Here is a 19,406-nt window from a genome sequence, read left to right on the forward strand (position 1 = left end):
AAAAAGTTATAAAGGGAAAAAGAAATTGACTTTTCCCCTTTACGTGGATTATTTTAATCCTTTAATCATTCTATCTATACATTTTTTCTTTTGTTCCATATTGGGATGAACGTAAAGATCAAGTGTTGTACTTATATTAGAATGGCCTAAAATAACACTTACAGTTTTGTAGTCGCAGTTGCTTTCTATGCAACGTGTAGCAAAACTATGTCTAAGACCATGAAATTTTAGTTCTGGAATATTTAGATCTTTCATTAGTTTCTTGTAATAATTGCGATATGTTCTAGGCTCTGTAGGCTTTTCTTCATTTGTTAGAATGTAATAGTTACCGTTCACTATCTTTTTTAATGGCTTTAGAATTCTGATTAATTCTTTTGTAATTGGGATCTCACGAATGGAATTTTTAGTTTTTGGAGTATTGATAATAAGTTCTGTATGTCTTTTCTCTCCATCAATGATATAGATGCGTTCAATTGTCCTTTTAATAGAAATTATTCCTAATTCTATGTTTATATCATCCCATGTTAAAGCGCATACTTCTCCTATTCGTAGTCCGGTACTAAGGCAAATATAAATTCCTAAATTCTTGAATGTGAAATGTTCTTGGATAAAACTCATGATCCTTTTTTGATGTGAGATACTAAGAACTTCTAAATGTTGTTTCTCATCTTCCGTTGGAAATCTGATTTCCCATTCTTTATAATCTAAGTATCCATGTTTTACTCCGAATTTTAATATCATTTTCAATACAATTAAAATATCCTTAATGGATTTTTTACTTAACCCATTATTAATCTTCTGAAGAGCAAATTCCTGTACCTTATTTTCTTCTAACTCATACATTTCTCCAAATGTCGGATAAATGTGATTTTCAAGAATTAGTACATACGCAGCAAGTGTCGATTGTTTTACATATTGCTTTTTGTCTTCTTTCCAAAGTACGGAAATTTCTTTGATAGTTTTTTTTTGAATCATACTTATATATTTTTAGTTAAACAAAACAGGGTAAAGCTACGGGAATTGAGGATATAATTGCTATAATGTTCCAAATTTGAGATTTCCGGAGTTTAGTGGGGAGTGGGAAATGTCTTCTATTGGAGAACAATTCGAACTCTATTCTGGAAATACACCAAGTAGAATGAATAAAAATCAGTTTGATGGCTCTATAAATTGGATTACCAGCGGTGAACTCAAAGAGCATTATATATCTGATACTAAAGAGAAAATTTCAGAGGAAGCTGCAAAAAATAACAGCTTAAAACTTCTTCCTGTTGGAACATTTGTAATAGCGATATATGGACTTGAAGCAAATGGTGTTAGGGGTACTTGTTCAATTACAACAAGAGAATCGACCATCAGCCAAGCATGTATGGCTTTTACATCTAAAATGGACATCCAAAATGAATTTCTTTACTCGTGGTATAAGAAGCATGGCAATATCATTGGTATAAAATATGCCCAAGGAACTAAGCAACAAAATCTTAGTTATGATATTATTGAGAGATTCAACATATCATATCCTTGTATGGAAGAGCAAAAAAAATTAATTCGTTTTATTTCATTAATAGACCAACGTATCGCCACCCAAAACAAAATCATTTATAAATTGAAATCCTTAATCAAAGGACTTGTTGACGAATTGATGACAGTTCTTTTGAAAGGAAAACTTTATCCGTTTTCTTCTTTCTATATTAAAGCTGGTGAAGGTGGCACTCCGACGACATCGGTAGTTGAATATTATACAGAAGGCACAATTCCATTTATTAAGATTGAAGACTTGTCTTGTAAATATCTGACAAATAATAAAGACTTTATAACAGAACTGGGTATGCAAAAATCATCAGCATGGCTTATTCCATCAAAGTCTGTTATATACTCCAATGGTGCTACCATAGGTGCAATATCTATAAATGAATATCCAGTTTGTACCAAGCAAGGTATATTGGGCATTGTTCCGAACACAAATATCAATGTAGAGTATTTGTATTTGCTGATGTCTTCTTCTTACTTCTCAAAAGAAATAAGCAGAATTATTACAGAGGGAACAATGAAAACTGCATATCTTAAGGACATCAATCATATCAAATGTCCTTTACCATCTATGGCACAACAAAAGAATATAACAAACTTAACATCCTCAATAGAGGAAAAACTGTCTATAGAACAGGAACTTTTAAGGTTCTTGAATTTACAGAAACAATATCTATTGCACATGATATTTATATAAACAACATACGCAGCAGGTAAGATTTTTGTGCGCTTAGTGATATAATAAGGTTTTGTTCCACAACTAACTTTTGCTCGATGTTATGTAGCAATGATGCAATCCTTATTCGCTTTTCAATGGATGGATAGAATAATTTTGCCTTCCCATAATCTTTGAAGTAGATGTGAGGGATAGCCATTCCTGTTATATATGGAGTGAAATTGAACGCCATAAGTGCATAATACAGGTAAAGAATTGAGTAGTTTTCTTTGGCTGTTAGATAGTTGAGTGTTCCAATTACAGAAAAATGGTCATTAACATACGACAAAGAACCAACACCGGAACCATCTTTGACTATTAAAATTGATTCGCCATTATAAGCATAGTTGTTGGTATAGCCAATAAGTCCAGTTGCACCATATACAGGATATGAGCCAGTCACAGATACGCAATTTTCTTGCAATGTGGATGAATGGCATTCAAGGCAATCACACAAGCGTATATTGGGAGTTCCTGACTGTGTAAGTTGTGCTGCAAGTCCTCTGATTAAGGATTATGAAGTCTATAGGTCTGCGATTAGTAAACAGGCATTTGCTCAAAAGCCTAATGGATGGAATAGATTAGACACTTTGTTCTCAAAAGGTAAGGCTGGCGGCACTCCAACTTCTACAAATAAAGAATACTATAATGGAGAAATACCATTCTTGAGTATTAACGATATAACAAAGCAAGGTAAGTATGTCCGATACACGGAAAATCATTTGAGCCGAAGTGGATTAGAGAACTCTTCGGCATGGGTGGTTCCAGAGTATAGTTTAATAATATCAATGTACGCATCGGTTGGCTTGGTAACTATAAATGAAGTACCTATTACTACAAGCCAGGCAATGTTTGCGATGCAGCTCAGAGACAAAGATTTATTGGATTATCTGTACTACTACTTGTCATATTTTAAGTATCGCCACATCCACAAATATCTTGAAACTGGTACACAAAGTAATATTAACGCTGATATTGTTCGCGGAATAATGATTCCAACTTATGGACATAGTCGCAATATGAAAATTGCGTCAACACTGCAAGGCATTGATGCGAAAATCGACAATGAGTTATCAGTTCTTAAACTATTCAATAGGCAAAAGAACTATCTTTTGTCCCAGATGTTTATATGAACATCTGGGTAAGGAGATATTGCTTCTGCATGGTTAACAAGGTTAGTCTTCGCAGCTCATTAATGATGCACTCATCGTATGAATGTAGTATTTTTGCAGCAAAAAGAATGTTATTGCCATTTGAGGAATACGGTAACACATAGTTTTCTACATCCCCTTTACCAATATTCATTTGGGCAGCACCTTGACCACAAGCTATCATACTATTCTCAAATCTTTGAGAAGATAGAATTTGATATAGGAACTCTTGATTTACATTTTTCGCAAGTTGTAACAAACCAACTCGTTGGTTGAGTAAATAGTTCCCATTCTTACAAAGAGAAACACGCCCAACATTACCCGTAAGAGATATTAAAATATCTCCTTCTTTTAATACTTGGTGGTCTTGTATATCGTTCGGCAAGTTGATTATGCAATTGCAATCTTCATCGTTTATATATCGCTCGCCAGGCACATTTGTTATTGTGAGGATTTTCCATTTGCCCAGTGCATTATACTTGCCACTCTGGAATGCGTAACCATTTTTCAATGTCGCAATATTCGACAAGCATATAGTAGTTTCTAACAAATCTTTTCGTGCGAACAAATATTTACTAATCGCAGATTTAGCTTTTTCAAATCCTCAATGATTTTGTTTTGGGTAACAATGCGTTCATCGATAAGATGTAACAAAGAGGCAATCTTGGCTTGCTCTACCTTAGATGGTATACCAATATAGCATTCCGAAAAATTCTTAGTGCTGATAGAATAGATCTTTGTTCCTTGGGCAATACGTCTTATTTGGTTATGAAACGCAGTAGAAGAAAAAGCATATCCTTTAAATCCCACTACTGTTCTATCCTTATTGTCTCGTCCATGAATAGTGTGTAAGCCACAAATAACATCTCTCCCATTCAAATTATAGAACTCAATAGCTTTTGCCACTTCATTGGTATCTTCTGATGCATCAGCAAAAGCAACATCACCCTCTTTGCATAACTCATAATTCTTAGGTTTATTCCCATCTTTGATATTTGGCAATCTATCTTGTACTAAATTTACCATTGTAGGAAGCCCAACATGAATAAGCCCATAATGCAAATTTGAAATGTTTTCTGTATCATATTCAAGCTGTTCCCAACAAAGTGAATTGGTTGAATAGAAATCTAATAATTCTGAAACTTTACATTTTTCCCACTCCCCACTAAACTCCGGAAATCTCAAATTTGGAACATTGCATTTATCTTTATTGTTATTATTTGCCATAATCATTTTATTTTTCTAGAAAATAACATTGAGGATTTGTAACGAACAAAAATTATTGGATTAAGCCTAGCTCTTTCAAATAAACATCTATCTGTTTATCTAGTTCTGCTTGTTTTGCTTCTAATTCTTTAATTTCAGTCATGACCGCATGGATATCTATTTCTTCTTCCTCTTCAAAAGTATCTACATAGCGAGGTATATTCAAATTATAATCATTCTCTTTAATTTCTTGTAAAGTAGCACAATGACTATATTTTTCTATTTCTTTTCTTTCACGATATGTATCGATAATTTTTTGAATATGTTCAGGACGTAACTTATTCTGTGTCTTTACTTTTTCAAATTCCTTACTTGCATCTATAAAGAGGATGTTGTCATCTTCTTTGCGGCATTTTTTTATTACTAAGATACAAGTGGGAATACTGGTTCCATAGAAAATATTGGCAGGCAGTCCAATAATAGCATCAATATAATTTTTCTTTTCAATTAAGAATTGGCGGATTTTTCCTTCTGCAGCTCCACGAAATAATACTCCATGTGGTGCTACACAAGCCATTGTTCCTCCATCATTGAGATGGTAAATCATGTGAAGGATAAAAGCATAATCTGCTTTAGATCTCGGAGCTAATACTCCAGCCTTACTAAAACGGTCGTCGTTATTGAATTTATCTGCTGCAGTCCAGTCTGCAGAAAAAGGAGGATTGGCAACTACGGCGTCAAATTGTCTGTCTCCAAAAGCGTCAGCTTCTAATGTATCTCCATTTTGGATGTCAAAGTCATTGTATTTTACACCATGAAGAAGCATATTCATTCTACAAAGATTGAACGTTGTAGGATTCTTTTCTTGACCAAAAATAGAATCGGCTTTACCACTTTTAGCTGTACGAAGAAGTAGGGAACCGCTACCGCATGTCGGGTCGAACACATCTTTTAATCGTACTTTGCCTGTTATTACAATTTCAGCTAAAATCTGACTAACTTCTTGTGGAGTATAAAACTCTCCCGCTTTTTTTCCTGCTCCGGCAGCGAATTGACTTATCATGTACTCGTAAGCATCCCCTAGAATATCTATATCTCCGGCTTCTTGTAATCCAAAGTCGATACCATTTAGTGCAATTAATACATCACTAATTAACTTATTCTTGTCGTCAGCAGTCTTTCCTAGTTTGGGAGAAGCTAAATCCAGATCAGAAAATAAACCACCAAAATCATCCTCACTATCCTGTCCTATTGTAGAATCTTCTATTTTTTTGAGTGAACGTTCTAAAGACGGCAAAATATTTTCTTTCTTGCTGATTAGCTCTATGATGGTGGAGTAAAGATATTCCGGTTCTATAAAATAACCTAGATTTTGAATACATTCTTCTTTTACATCCTGTTTTAATTCCTCATCCTTGCCATTCCATACTTCTTTGAAAGTAATATGATCTTCTTCTAATATTTCGTTGGCATAAAGTTCTATTTTTTCGGATAGATATTTGTAGAAAATAAAGCCTAAAGTGAAATACATAAAATCACTAGCAGACATGTTTCCTCTTAAAGTATTGGCGACAGTCCATAATTGACTGCGCAATTTTTGTTGTAGTTCTTCGCTCATATATTTAATGTAATTTTATTCCCAGTTAAATAATTCTATTATCGAATGTAGTTTGTCCATTATCCTTTTGAGTAGTGTACGGCGTTCTTTTAGTCCGATTCTTTTCTTTTTGACGGCTTCCTGAAGGATTTCGGGCTTTTCTTTCTGTAAAAAATCGTATTCATTTAGAAACTTAATGAGGGCTTCTTCATCAATTCCTTCTTCTTCTGCCAACTCTTGAATAGCTTTATAACGTTGTTGACTAACATAATTCGTCAGTCTACTTTCTAAGTCAATTGAACCATCAGATTTAGATTTGCTAAATCCATCTTTGTCATTATCCACGTTTTGGCGAATAAAGCCATCTATAAGTTTGGCTTTGTTACGCATAACAGCATCTTTTATCATAGTATCTAAAATCTGTTGACGTCTTTCTTGATAATCATTGCTCGAAGGATCTAAGTCATTGATTAGTGTCAGGATATATGCTACATTTATCACGTCACTATGAAGGAGTTCCAGACAGAAATCAATATCGTCTAGAGTTCTTTCATCTTTGCCATAAGGAGGCACATCTGTATCTCCTGTATTTTTCTTGTCATCAGGATTAGGGTTAATTACCCCGGTGGTAATATCTAAATATTTACTTCGAAAATCCATGAATTCTTGTTCTGATAAGATGAATTCTTTGTCGTCAGGTTCGAAGTCTTCATAGATTTGCATTTCTGCCCGCTTTTTTATAATTTCACGGAAAGCTAATACAAAGTCTCTTTTTTCATATTCACTTTGTAATTTATCAATACTTTGTACATCAGGATATTTTTCTTTAAATTTCAAAGATAACTCATTAAACTTTTCTTTTACAACAGGAAAAGGTTCACGTAGAATTGTATCTGCGGGATTATTGTTGCTAAATAATTTTATGGCAGCATCTACATTGTTTTTTAAATCACGGAAACATACAATTTTTCCGAAACGTTTCTTTTCATTTAATATACGGTTGGTTCGGCTAAAGGCTTGTAGCAATCCATGATATTCTAAGTTCTTATCAACATAAAGTGTATTTAGTTTTTTAGCGTCAAAGCCAGTAAGAAACATACCTACAACAAGAAGCAGATCCAAAGGTTCCATATCCTTCTTTTTTTTCTTCATGCGTAGATTTATGTCATCATAATAGGCACTAAAGTTATCTGTTGTGAAAGATGTACCAAATGTGTTGTTATAATCATTCATAATGACTTGTAGTTCATCTGCCGTAACTTTATCATTAGCATAGCCTTGGTTCATTCCTGTTTGTTCGTCATCTTGGCTGCTATTTGCTGCATATGTAAATACAGTCCCAATCTTAATTTTAGGATTGAGCTCTTTAAATATTTTGTAATATTGTAATAGCATGGGGACAGATTGGATTGCGAACAGCGCATTGAATTCGCCATCAACTGTTGACTTGTTGAAATTTGTAAGTATGAATCTGGCTATCTCTTTCATGCGAGCTTCATTCATATAATCAATTCCAGATTCATCTTTACCTTTATAATATTCAACTAAGAAACCTAGCACATTTTCATCAGCAATAGCATCCTTGATGAGATAACGGTGAAGGCAGTCACTAAACACTTCTTTTGTGGTATGCTCTTGTTTGGCATTCTCTACAAATATAGGAGTACCTGTAAATCCGAAAATTTGAAGGTTACTGAAGAATTTGACAATATTTTTATGGCAATCACCAAAATGACTGCGATGACATTCATCAAAAATCATCACAACTTTCTGATGGCGTACTTCTTGAAGATACTTGTTATAGTAATCTTTGGTTATAGCACAATTCAACTTTTGAATAGTAGTAATTATGATTTTAGAATTACCGCTTAATCGTTTGATTAGTTCATAGGTATTATCAGTTCCATCAACAGCACCTGGTTCAAATGCTTCGTATTCTGATTGGGTCTGTGTGTCTAAATCATGACGGTCTACAACAAACATAACTTTGTCTATACCATCAAGCTCTGAAACTAACTGGGCGGCTTTGAATGATGTTAATGTCTTTCCTGCCCCAGTAGTATGCCATATATAACCGTTTTTATTGGAGTTCTCTACTCGTTCTAATATACGTTCTACTGCGTAGAATTGATAGGGACGGAGTACCATTAAGCATTTATCGCCTTCATGCAATACAATGTATTTGCTTATCATTTTTCCCAAGTTACATTGGTCAAAAAAGAAATAAGCAAATTTACTTAAATCGTTAAAAGGTATATTTTCGGGGTCTGTCCAATTAAAAGTAAATTTGTAGCCTCCATTAGGGTTGTTGGCAAAATAGCGTGTGTTTACACCATTGGATATGACGAATAATTGTATATAATCAAATAATCCATGAAATGAGGTTTTATGATAGCGTTGAATTTGGTTATATGCTTCTTTTAATTCAACTCCTCGTTTCTTTAATTCTATCTGAACTAATGGTAATCCATTTATTAAGAGGGTTACATCGTAGCGACATTTTTTTCTCCCTTCTACTGTTATTTGATTGGATACCTGGAATTCATTTTGGCACCATTTATTTTTATTCAAGAATTCTACCCAAATACGTTCTCCATCTTCTGTTTCTAATGGATATAGGTCACGAAGTTTTTTAGCTTTCTCAAAACGTGTTCCTCCTTCCAAATAAATACAGATCTTTTCAAATTCTTTATCAGTGAAATGTTTTCTCTTGTGTAGGGAGAGTTCTCTTTTATTGTGTTTCTCAAGTTGCTTTTTAAAATTGGCGTACAGATTATCTTCTTCCTTGATAGAAATATATTCATAGTTCATTTCCATTAAGGTTTTTATTAATCCGTTTTCTAATACTTGTTCACTTTGGGTAACCATATGTTGTCGTATTTTTAATCCATAATCTAATAGATTAAGGATAAGGGAGCTTAAAATTGAATCTTTTCAATGAGGAAAAAGAAAAGATGATTTTAATATCTTACTTTTCTATCAAATTATGTTGTAAAGTATTGATTTTATTGTTATCAGTTCGTGTGTTATTGTAAAACTGATATTCTATAGGTCTTTATTCTGTTAGTCTCATAAGCAACTATCAATTCTAGCATTTTGCTAGAATTGATAGTTGCTTATGAATGCGTTTTTATTCTACACTTGTAGTTGATACACTGAAATTCTCTACTAATGTACTACCTTTCGTTATATATTCCTTTTCTAAGCGGTTAACCTCTTTGTTGTCTATATAGGCAATAACAGAAATTTTTAGTTTTTTGCCTGCTTGTTCTGATGTACTTATTACTGATCCTGCACAAGTCATCATGGAACCTTCTTTACCTGTCTGGCAGCTTATCTTATTTTCTGTCACTTTATTTACCAAATATGAATCACCTAAATATTCGCCATTTTCATTGTATAATTTTGCAACTCCGCTGGTGTTGGCTGCTCCGAATGCGATATTTAGATCAAAATCGTCTGTATTTCCCGACTGCTCTATAACAATTTTGTGTACTCCTGTTGTGTTTTTATTATCGTCATCGTTTCCACAGCTAACTAGGATGACTCCTAAAAATAGGGCAATTATGCCTAATAATGATAATATTCGCTTCTTCATGTTTTTTTGTTTATTATTACTTAATTATTTCTTCTTCCTGTGCTTCAAAGGACAAAGATACGTATTTATTTTTGAAAACAGAGGCTTGTAAGGATATTTTTTATTCTGATTTTTGGATTTAAGAGATGGGGTGTTGGGGGCCGGTTTGTCCGGATCAGTCAGCCAAAGGACATTTTCTTCTTTATAAGTATAAGTACTAGGAACATTTCGGAATACTATCTTATAGCTGCCATCATAATTCTGGCAGCTTTCTATTTCGGGAGTCTTGATTTGACCTTTTATAATAATCAGATTTTCGGAAGTATCTATCATAGGCTTGTGTGTAAATATAATAAGTCGTGCAGCTGTTTTTATTTATTATTTGGGATATAAAAGTAAGAATATTTTCCAGAATATCAAAACCGAAGTCGAAAAAACAGTGAATGACTTTATTCAGCTTTGTATTGTTATAAATATAGAGTGAGATTCGGTTTGGGAGTATTGAACGTGATAAAAGAGATTTGTTTTGCCAATGAAATCATTATCTTTGCAAGGTATATATTAATGAACGAGGAGGATATTATGCTTGCATACACATATATTGAACACGGAAAGTTTGAATTGCGAGAGAAGGCGAGACCGGAAATAAAGGATTCACGGGATGCAATCGTGCGTGTAACACTTGGTAGCATCTGCACCAGTGATCTTCATATTAAACATGGCAGTGTGCCGCGTGCTGTGCCCGGAATAACTGTCGGGCATGAGATGGTAGGTGTGGTAGAACAAGTAGGGGCTGATGTCACTTCGGTGAAGCCTGGTGACAGGGTGACTGTGAATGTCGAAACTTTCTGCGGTGAGTGTTTTTTCTGTAAGCATGGATATGTGAATAACTGTACTGATCCTAATGGCGGTTGGGCTTTAGGTTGCCGAATTGATGGCGGTCAGGCGGAATATGTCAGAGTTCCTTATGCGGATCAAGGTTTGAATCGTATTCCGGATACAGTGAGTGATGAACAAGCTTTGTTTGTCGGTGATGTGCTTGCAACAGGCTTTTGGGCAACACGCATCTCGGAAATAACCGCGGAAGATACTGTTCTTATCATCGGTGCCGGGCCTACTGGGATTTGTACTTTGTTGTGTGTGATGCTGAAGAAGCCCAAACGCATTATTGTCTGTGAAAAGTCTCCTGAAAGAATTCGGTTTGTCTGTGAGCATTATCCTGATGTGTTGGTGACTGAACCGGAAAACTGCAAGGATTTTGTTCTCAAGAATAGTGACCATGGTGGTGCAGATGTCGTTTTGGAAGTGGCAGGGGGTGACGATTCCTTCCATTTGGCTTGGGATTGTGCCCGTCCTAATGCTATTGTCACGATTGTAGCCCTCTATGATAAACCACAACTTCTTCCTTTACCTGATATGTATGGCAAGAATTTGGTTTTTAAAACAGGTGGAGTGGATGGCTGCGATTGTAACGAGATTCTCAAGCTGATTGAGGAAGGTAAAATTGATACTACTCCTCTTATTACACATCGATTTCCGTTGAATGAGATTGAGGAGGCCTATCGTATCTTTGAAAACAAATTAGATGGAGTTATTAAAGTAGCTATATCAGGAAATAAATAAAAATAGAATTTGTGTATGAAGAATATACTGATAGTAAGTAATAATGATATGTGCCGCAGTCGTATGGCACAGGAAATTTTGAACTCCTTCGGTAGAGGGATGAAGATTAGTACTGCCGGTATTTTGGCTGGAAATTCTGTCCCTGACGTTGTTTGCCAAGTGATGGAACAAAATGGATATGACTTTTCGCGTAGAAAGCCCTGTGACGTTGCGACATATGCCCAACAGACGTGGGATTATGTCATTACCCTTTGTCCGGAAGCAGAGGAAGTGCAAAAGGAAATGCAGGGTGTAGTGAGAAAATACGTTTCTTTCAACTTTACAGATCCCTTTCAGGGAGGAATTCATGTAGAAGATGAGCAGGAAGAACGGGTTAGGGCACTATATGACATCATGCATAAAGAACTGTATGAGTTCTTTCGAAGTGAATTGATGGAAAAGTTGTTACCTCGCTGTTCCTGTGGCGCAAATACGTATTGTAGGTGTGAGTAGGAATATAAGTAAAATCATATATGTACATCATCCGGTGATGGTGGCAGATCTGTGTCATTTTGAACGCGAAGTTGCCAGAAAGCAATAGCGGATGCGGCGGCTACATTGAGAGAATCGACACCGTTTGCCATAGGAATGCGGACTACATAGTCCGCCTCATTGATTGTTTCGTTTTGAAGACCATCCCCCTCTGTTCCCATTACGATGGCTAACTTGGGTTCGGTTGCTAAGATAGGATTATCGATAGAGATTGATTTCTCCGTGAGTGCCATAGCGACTGTACGGAAACCCTGTTTACGCAACTCATTGGGAGAACCGTCCAACCAAGTCCATGGTATCAGGAAGACAGAACCCATCGAAACCCTGACTGCACGTCGGTTTAACGGATCACAAGAATTGCGTGTTAATAATATAGCATCTATCCCCAAGGCGGCTGCGGAACGGAAGATGGCTCCGATATTAGTAGCGTCTACCACGCCCTCAATGACTACGATCCGTCGAGCTTTCCGACACACCTCCTCTACACTTGGTAGTGCCCGACGACGCATGGCACAGAGGACACCGCGCGTCAGTGTATATCCGGTCAATGTGGCAAGTAACTTTCTTTCACCGGTATAGACAGGTATATCACCACAACGTTCAATGATGCCAGCGGCATCACCAGTGATATGCTTCTGTTCACACAAGAGGGCTAAAGGCTCATAACCAGCATTCAGAGCTACATGGATAACTTTGGGGCTTTCTGCAATAAGCAATCCCTTATCAGGCTCGATACGATTCCGTAATTGAGCTTCGGTGAGGGTACTGAATATTTCTACTCCGGAGTCTGTTAAGGATGATATTTCTATAATGGGCATAGTGATTTCTTTAAACGATCTATTTTATTGCAGCAATGATAGTATGCGCTTCTTACTTACCGATACAGCATATTATGCTAATTGATTATCAATAATTTACGGCTTAAAAGATAGACTGCTCAAAAATTTACTTGTTTTTTCGCCGAAAATCGAAGATTTAACGTTTTTAACCTTAGTTTGTCTTCAAACGAAGGGGAAAAGAGAATAATGGCTCTCTTTTGCTCTTAAATCTCCGTTTCGCAAAGATAAGGCATATCGGTGATTATTTCGCCGATTGTGGCTGTAAAATAGAGGGTAATTTTACGGATTTTCGGATGGGCTTTTGGTGGCTTGACAAGGGCTCGAATCATGTTTGTTTTGTGAGCAGGATTTCTGTGTCTTTTGCAGCCAAAAGAGAAAGTCAGCAGTTATGGTTCGGCTTGGTTCTGGCGCAGCCATCTCTTTTTCTCCCTCTGTTAGCTTTACTTTAATGCACGTATATATGAATACAGGGATAAAGTAAAGCTATGTTGTATTTTTACTTGAGTGATAAACTGTACTCACATCGTATTCGCTCTAACTCATTTTTTAAATCATTTATATGTAAAATTGTTAGATAAACATTTTCTAGATCTGTTATTTCATGTATTTGCGATAGTGAATATAATGGTCTTAAAAACTTTTTCACTTTCATTCGTTCTTTTCTTGCAGAATTAGTGGATTCTTTACACTTGGTTTCTCTCAGTAGTTGAGACGTTAAATCTTTGTCAGACCTATTGCCAAAATTGACAATAGCAATTATCTTAATATAATCTTTTGTGTCTTGAATACTTTTACTTGCCTTTATATGTCGAGATGATTCTAACCGTAATTTTCTAGCATCTTCAAGAATTGCATTGATTTGTGCAGCACCAAATTTTTTGTTGCGGATTAGAGAATTGCATTTGACTTCTACTAATATTTTTACAGGAGAGTCAATTCTTATGTCGAATCCATTTGTGTTTGGCTTTTGTTTATCAATATCATTAAATATCCGTTCTCTATCTTCATTTTTAAATGATAATATATCTGATAACTTTGTTGCAATAGAACGAGTCGATATTAATGTCATTATGTTATTAATATCGGACAGTATTGATTTTAGTTCTATTAATTTATCTAGTGTAAGATTGTTGCCAATATCCTCGGTGTCAATAGACTTGATAAACTTTGTGTACTTATCTAATAAATTAATTGTTCTATTGTATGTTTTTGATGTTTCCATAATTTTGTTTCTTTGGGGGACGAAAATATGTATAAAAGTTCATATATGAAATTTTGTCAGGCTTGTTAGTCGGGATTTCGTATTCTTTTGCAGTCAAAAGAGAAAGTTTTCAGATATGATTCTTTTTCAGAGAGCCTCCGTTGCCGTATTTTTCCGTACTTTTGTAACAACCTGTGCAAAATTTGCACACTTTAAATTATTGAAAATATGAAGATTGAAGAGGCTATACTCTACTGTTTGGCAAGCCAGAATAGGGGAATGCGAACTGAACAGATTGCAGAGATGATAAACCGTCAGCGATTGCTCCATACTACCTTTAGGAGTAGGTAAAAATTAGAAGGCGTGATGCATCAGCACCTCTAAAAGTCTCATATATCAAGTACGCTTAAATCTGGTTCTTTGCACGAATCTAGTAAATTCACGCCCTTTATCTTTAATTCAGGGTAATTCAGAATTGACATTGGTATTTTCTCTCTTTTGAGATAGGATGTTGGTATTACTGTAGCTGTCAGCATCATTGACTTTACTCGGGGTGTAACTGCTACACCAATGTGTTTCGCAACTTCATTAATATGCTCCGTTACCCAGCGATGACGACGCAAATGTTTAAGAACAAGAGCTCTCTTCTTGTCTCTCTCGGGATTATCACCACGACCAAGATATTCATCCATCTCGGTTTTCATTTCCTTAATATTCTTGGCTGGATTGGTATTCTTACATTCTATCAAGTAGAGTATATCACGTGATGTATCATAAGCCATCACATCAATATCGCCATAATCTTTATCTGCCGCAAAATAACCTCCAGATTTGATAGTGACATCATGTTCCCATACTCGCATTATTGGTATCTTTGCCAAAAAAGAGCGTACCTCGTCATTGAACGCAGCCCCTTTTATAGCCTCAAATTTTCCAAGCAAGGTTTCTATCTTCCTTCCCACATAACGTAAGCGACCAGAATAAAGCAAGTCAGATAGCTGAATGCCGGCTTGAATACAGGAGCGGAACCCAAACATGCACATAACTGTGCCATCATCATATTGATAACGAATCACTGGGCGACGCAGATAACTTAATTCCCTATTGTATGACCAAGGGAAGATATCCTTGCCCGCTAATCCTACTGGCGGAGTGAGGTAGTTTTCCCGTTTATCCAAAGAAAGGCGAATGATACATTTCTTTGCTAAATCTTCAGTTAGTTCTGTACAATGCTCCTGCATAGCTTTGATGAGTTGAGACTCTTCCATCTCAATAACAGACTTCTGCTGCTTCATAGCTATGATGTAACAAACATAAAGGAACTGCAAGATGTTAGAATATGATACTCCCCAATCCTCTAAGAATGCCACATCTATCTCCTCGAGTTCTGCATCCTTGTTTTTTTCTTTTGTATCTGGACGTACTGCCATCCTGGCCATCTTACTCTCGAAATCTTCGATTTGCCCATTTACACTCTCAATAGTGCGCGTTGCTGCAAACTCTCCTACATTGTCGGAAAAAACATCATCGTAGATACCATAACGTCCAGAGCCTAATTTCTCAATGGTATGATTAGCTACATCTAAATGTATGGCGTCACATATACCACCAATGGATATCACTTCGTTCATGATAGCTAACAGGCTTTCTACATCATCATTGCCTGGTTTAACACCACCGCCACGATACTGTGTCGCAGCTATATATTCTATCATAGCACGGGTAGATATTCCAGCATCAGCAAGTCGTCTTTCTGTATCGAAGAATTCTTTACGTTTTGACTCATTTTCTCCAAAACAAAGAATCTGTGCGGGTTGTAAGACTCTGTTATGCTCTCGCTGATAAACCAATGTCTCGTGATTCTGCATGAGCATACGCAGCAACCACAATGTATCAAATGATGATAGGCGTTTATCAAGTTCATTAAGGAGCACATCTACTCCTTTGTGGAGGAAGTCTTCTTTCTCAGTTTTTGTATTGAGTTTACCTGCTATATCATGACCTTTCTCCTTCATCCACTGTGGGAATTTGTCTTGTAGTAGTTGGCTGGTGGCGGCATGAATATAGATAGGAGTATAAAGCCACAAGGGTATTGACAGGGGGTTGAGTGACTGCTCCATCATCAGAATCATCTTTGCTTGACCAAAGGGGATGCGAGTATCAATAATTTGGCATGCAGTCTCTTCGTCTATTTCCAGGAGTTTTTTTATGATACAACGCATCATGTTGCGCTCACTCTCATTGCCAGCTCCCATAAAAGAATGGATATAATCATCATCAAATGTAACGGAAACTCCGCCTTCTGTCTTGGATACGTTAAGATTTCCTCCTTGCGTAGGCTTTATGTCGTCATCATAGTGTATCCCTTTATCGGCCAAGACCTTTTCACTGAAGACAAGTTCTATTTCTACGGAGTGCTCATAGCGTTGGCTGATCATATCGGCTATGGCTGGTTGTAAAGTATCCATCCAGTATGCAACAGCTGTTATTACAGTATCGGAAATAGAGGATGGATTTATTCCCTGTTTTTCTTCTTGATAACAACTTACCCACACAGGAATACTATAAGATTCACAACTCTTGGCATTGAAACCTGAATGGACAGGCTTAAAAATTGCCGCATAGTCGAGATCACGTATCACTGGTATATAAGCATACTGTCCATTTAATCTCTTCAGCGTTCCGTGGAAATACAGTTGATCTTTACTTTTGAATATGAGATCACATCCATCATTTGGCTCAATATAAAGCATGTCTGATGGTGTGTTGTCTGTCATATAGAAACTTTCACCATAATGCTTATATATAGCATATACATCGAGAGATTGATTCAGAGGAGTCTCGAGAGATGATACGTTCTCTTTGGACCGAGCATAACGAACAAGACTCAAGCTGTCCCATTTCTCAGTCTGTATCAGTTGTAAGAAATCATAAGCAGAGAATTGAAGAAAATAGTCAGTTCCATTTTGCTTTTTCATGGCAAATCTGTATGTCTCCCCCATTGTAGAATACAGAACAAGCGTCAGGATATGGTCATCTTTCGACCTTTTATCATTTCTGATGGTATCAATACGTTTTTGTAAATGTTGGCTGAGATCTCGATTGTTGAAACTCTCATTGCCATCTATGGCTACATTACGGGCTAAATCATGAGCATAGCACACGTATGCAAGCCAGTTGACATCAATGCGGAATACATCTTCGTAATAGCCTTCAACAGGAGCAAGTATTTCATCCATTGAATTTTGTACCCAGCGCAGCTGTTCTATACAGGAACGCCCGATGCGCATCCAGACACCATAATGGGTCTGTTTTACTAGTTCTTCAAGACAACGATGTTTTAGAGCTGTTTTTAAGATAAAGTTGTTAATGGCACAGCCTTGACTGGAAATTCCGGCAAAGTAGAAGTTATTGTCAAACTCAACGATTGGTCTGTATAACAACGGATTCTTTTCTGCATCTTGGGTTAGTATATCAGTAGCATTAACTTCTAACAAAAATGATTTCAAAACATTTGGATTCAGCCTATTCCGATGAATGAGTTCTGTCATTGTCGGCAAATTAATAACAAAAGATTGGCTAGTTTTTGGTTCGTTAAGCGTCTCGCGAGGGGTCTCATTTCCGCGTACTAAGCCACTTATCCCTGCTTGGGTTGACAAAAGCTTGCTCAGTTCAAGCATGAAGAGTACTCCATCATAAATTTCATTACGGAAAGCTTCCGTAAATATATTTCTTTTATTGAATATGGCTTCTGTCATTGAACGGAAAATTTCTGTCGCATGTGTCGAGATGCCAGGAAAGAATGTGTAATTGCCTCCATAAAACACTACAGGTTCGGCAAACATGTTAATCGGCATGTCTTCCATAAGATCAAATGAGAACTCTTGGTCAATTATACTCTTGAACTCACTGATGTCAGGAATCTGGCTACTCTTTCCGAGATTCGCAACTGCTATTTGCAAAAGGTGCTCAATTCGGATATTCTTCCCTCGATTTTGTGGATTAAGTTGCATTGCTATCAAATAGTCCAATATGGGAGGGACTGCATGATTACTTAAATACGCTATCGTTTTTGGTACATCAAGCCAAGAAGATGGCCACAAAGCATGATTTGCTACTGGCAATATTCCTATTGCCTGTTCCTTTTGCATACAACAATGCTTATATTTCTTGCCGCTGCCACAAGGGCAAGGCTCATTACGACCTATCTTCTTTGACATTATATTTGAACTACTAGTAACATCTATCTAAACTTTAATCACTTAGCTCAGCCAAGAACTATTAATCATTTACAGTGCGAGACGAAGAATGTATTATGGGTTAGAGATGAAATGAGTGATAATCAAATTCTTACCACATTTATACTCTAAGTGATTTCTTATACAAAGGTACTGATTTTAGTTGATAACATTTAATGATAAACGATGGAATTTCTAAAATGAACTGTTTTCGACTCAAAAATGAGACATAATGGTCAAAGGGATTTGGCAAATTATGTGATTATTTTGCAGTCTCCAAAAAAGTCGGCAGATATAGTTCGGTTCGGCTTTGGCGAAGTCATTTCTTTTTCTCCCTCTGTTAGCTTTACTTTAATGCACGTATATATAAATACGGGGATAAAGTAAAGTTGTTTTTCATTTGAATAGCCAACTAATCTTGAATATATGTTGTGTGGAGGAATCGTATGTGTTTACGCAACAAATAACATATTGTTTGTTGTGTGGATATATTGGCGCTTATAAACAATATAATAGCGTTTATATTTCTCCAAAGCAAAATTATCTTGTTTTACACACTTTCCCCAAGATGGTTGTCGGAAGCTGCTGCAACTTTTATAAACATAGAATTCGTTTGAAAAAGTATAACGAATCTGATTTATTCGCTTGAAAAAGTGTATAACCGTTATATTGTACTTGGTCAAGCGTTTCTTCTAATCTTGTGATTTTTTACCTGTAATACATCATTAAATAGATGAAAAGTTATAAATTTACATATTATATGATGTGTTGAATATGGCAAAGAATACAATGGGGACTAAGCTGCCCCGAAAATTGGTGCAGAAGATGTCAATTGTGGGAGAGCAGATTAAACTGGCTCGCTTGCGCAGGAATCTGAGTGTGGCTCAGGTGGCAGAACGTGCCACTTGTTCTCCGTTGACTGTGTCCCGAATAGAAAAAGGCACACCGACAGTAGCAATCGGAATCTATTTGCGAGTGCTGTATGCTTTACAGCTTGACGATGATATTCTATGGCTGGCCAAAGAAGACAAGTTGGGAAAAGCTTTGCAAGATTTGAGTTTGAAAACAAGGAAAAGAGCTTCAAAAAAGGAATAGAGCACATGTTCTCCTATACATAAGTTGCAATTTGCTCTTTGGGAATAAAAAAATATGGCTCAAAAATTTGTGTTATGCAATAAAAGCATTATGTTTGCGCTGC

14 protein-coding genes and 2 pseudogenes are annotated in these 19,406 nt (G+C 36.3%); 5 read left to right on the plus strand and 11 right to left on the minus strand.

Annotated elements, in window-relative coordinates:
• Positions 1 to 48 precede the first annotated feature (48 nt).
• Entirely contained in the window at positions 49 to 975 is a 927-nt protein-coding gene (locus INE92_RS00800; RefSeq protein WP_008644409.1) for a tyrosine-type recombinase/integrase, read from the minus strand.
• A gap of 76 nt (positions 976 to 1,051) precedes the next feature.
• Between INE92_RS00800 and INE92_RS00805 the strand changes: the two genes are divergently transcribed.
• Complete coding sequence (locus INE92_RS00805; protein WP_233476918.1) at positions 1,052 to 2,227, plus strand: restriction endonuclease subunit S; 1,176 nt, start codon at positions 1,052 to 1,054, stop codon at positions 2,225 to 2,227.
• On the opposite strand, the gene INE92_RS00810 is transcribed toward INE92_RS00805, so the two are convergent.
• Positions 2,220 to 2,648, minus strand: coding sequence for a restriction endonuclease subunit S (locus tag INE92_RS00810; protein ID WP_233476919.1), 429 nt, complete (start codon positions 2,646 to 2,648; stop codon positions 2,220 to 2,222). The genes INE92_RS00805 and INE92_RS00810 overlap by 8 nt on opposite strands.
• A 22-nt stretch (positions 2,649 to 2,670) precedes the next feature.
• Between INE92_RS00810 and INE92_RS00815 the strand changes: the two genes are divergently transcribed.
• Positions 2,671 to 3,378 carry a restriction endonuclease subunit S gene (locus tag INE92_RS00815; RefSeq protein ID WP_233476920.1) on the plus strand — a complete coding sequence of 236 codons (708 nt, stop codon included), beginning with the start codon at positions 2,671 to 2,673 and terminating at the stop codon, positions 3,376 to 3,378.
• On the opposite strand, the pseudogene INE92_RS26825 reads toward INE92_RS00815, so the two are convergent.
• From INE92_RS26825 to INE92_RS00845, 5 genes and pseudogenes are all read right to left on the minus strand, one after another.
• A pseudogene (locus tag INE92_RS26825) lies at positions 3,371 to 4,629 on the minus strand (restriction endonuclease subunit S). The gene INE92_RS00815 and the pseudogene INE92_RS26825 overlap by 8 nt on opposite strands.
• 46 nt (positions 4,630 to 4,675) lie before the next feature.
• Positions 4,676 to 6,220, minus strand: coding sequence for a type I restriction-modification system subunit M (locus INE92_RS00830; RefSeq protein ID WP_151927467.1), 1,545 nt, complete (start codon positions 6,218 to 6,220; stop codon positions 4,676 to 4,678).
• Positions 6,221 to 6,235: 15 nt separating this feature from the next.
• Positions 6,236 to 9,067, minus strand: coding sequence for a type I restriction endonuclease subunit R (locus INE92_RS00835; protein WP_008644420.1), 2,832 nt, complete (start codon positions 9,065 to 9,067; stop codon positions 6,236 to 6,238).
• A 262-nt stretch (positions 9,068 to 9,329) separates the two neighbouring features.
• The gene (locus INE92_RS00840) at positions 9,330 to 9,797 is read right to left on the minus strand and encodes a DUF4425 family protein (protein WP_008644421.1); all 468 of its coding nucleotides are present in this window, start codon (positions 9,795 to 9,797) and stop codon (positions 9,330 to 9,332) included.
• A gap of 105 nt (positions 9,798 to 9,902) precedes the next feature.
• Positions 9,903 to 10,109 (minus strand): annotated as a pseudogene (locus INE92_RS00845) (hypothetical protein); the annotation flags it as partial.
• A 249-nt stretch (positions 10,110 to 10,358) separates the two neighbouring features.
• Here INE92_RS00845 and INE92_RS00850 point away from each other — a divergent pair.
• Together INE92_RS00850 and INE92_RS00855 are read left to right on the plus strand one after the other, a co-directional pair.
• Complete coding sequence (locus INE92_RS00850) at positions 10,359 to 11,399, plus strand: alcohol dehydrogenase (RefSeq protein WP_032842214.1); 1,041 nt, start codon at positions 10,359 to 10,361, stop codon at positions 11,397 to 11,399.
• Positions 11,400 to 11,414: 15 nt separating this feature from the next.
• Entirely contained in the window at positions 11,415 to 11,891 is a 477-nt protein-coding gene (locus INE92_RS00855; RefSeq protein ID WP_004302014.1) for an arsenate-mycothiol transferase ArsC, read from the plus strand.
• A 14-nt stretch (positions 11,892 to 11,905) separates the two neighbouring features.
• Here the strand turns inward: INE92_RS00855 and INE92_RS00860 are convergent, their stop codons facing one another.
• The 4 genes from INE92_RS00860 to INE92_RS00870 all read right to left on the minus strand — a co-directional run bounded on the left by INE92_RS00860 (position 11,906) and on the right by INE92_RS00870 (position 18,190).
• A complete protein-coding gene (locus INE92_RS00860) occupies positions 11,906 to 12,748 on the minus strand; it encodes a TrmH family RNA methyltransferase (RefSeq protein WP_004310964.1) in 843 nt (280 codons plus the stop codon).
• Between the two features lie 224 nt (positions 12,749 to 12,972).
• Complete coding sequence (locus INE92_RS27060; RefSeq protein WP_255021542.1) at positions 12,973 to 13,098, minus strand: hypothetical protein; 126 nt, start codon at positions 13,096 to 13,098, stop codon at positions 12,973 to 12,975.
• A gap of 167 nt (positions 13,099 to 13,265) precedes the next feature.
• Positions 13,266 to 13,991: a hypothetical protein gene (locus INE92_RS00865; protein WP_014774695.1), complete on the minus strand. Its 726-nt coding sequence runs from the start codon at positions 13,989 to 13,991 to the stop codon at positions 13,266 to 13,268.
• A 368-nt stretch (positions 13,992 to 14,359) separates the two neighbouring features.
• Complete coding sequence (locus tag INE92_RS00870; protein ID WP_014774694.1) at positions 14,360 to 18,190, minus strand: YecA family protein; 3,831 nt, start codon at positions 18,188 to 18,190, stop codon at positions 14,360 to 14,362.
• A gap of 792 nt (positions 18,191 to 18,982) precedes the next feature.
• On the opposite strand from INE92_RS00870, the gene INE92_RS00875 reads away from it, so the two are divergent.
• Positions 18,983 to 19,303, plus strand: coding sequence for a helix-turn-helix domain-containing protein (locus tag INE92_RS00875; RefSeq protein ID WP_032581284.1), 321 nt, complete (start codon positions 18,983 to 18,985; stop codon positions 19,301 to 19,303).
• Positions 19,304 to 19,406: the final 103 nt, after the last annotated feature.

Origin of the sequence: Bacteroides xylanisolvens, assembly GCF_018289135.1 — a bacterium.
Lineage (GTDB): Bacteria > Bacteroidota > Bacteroidia > Bacteroidales > Bacteroidaceae > Bacteroides > Bacteroides xylanisolvens.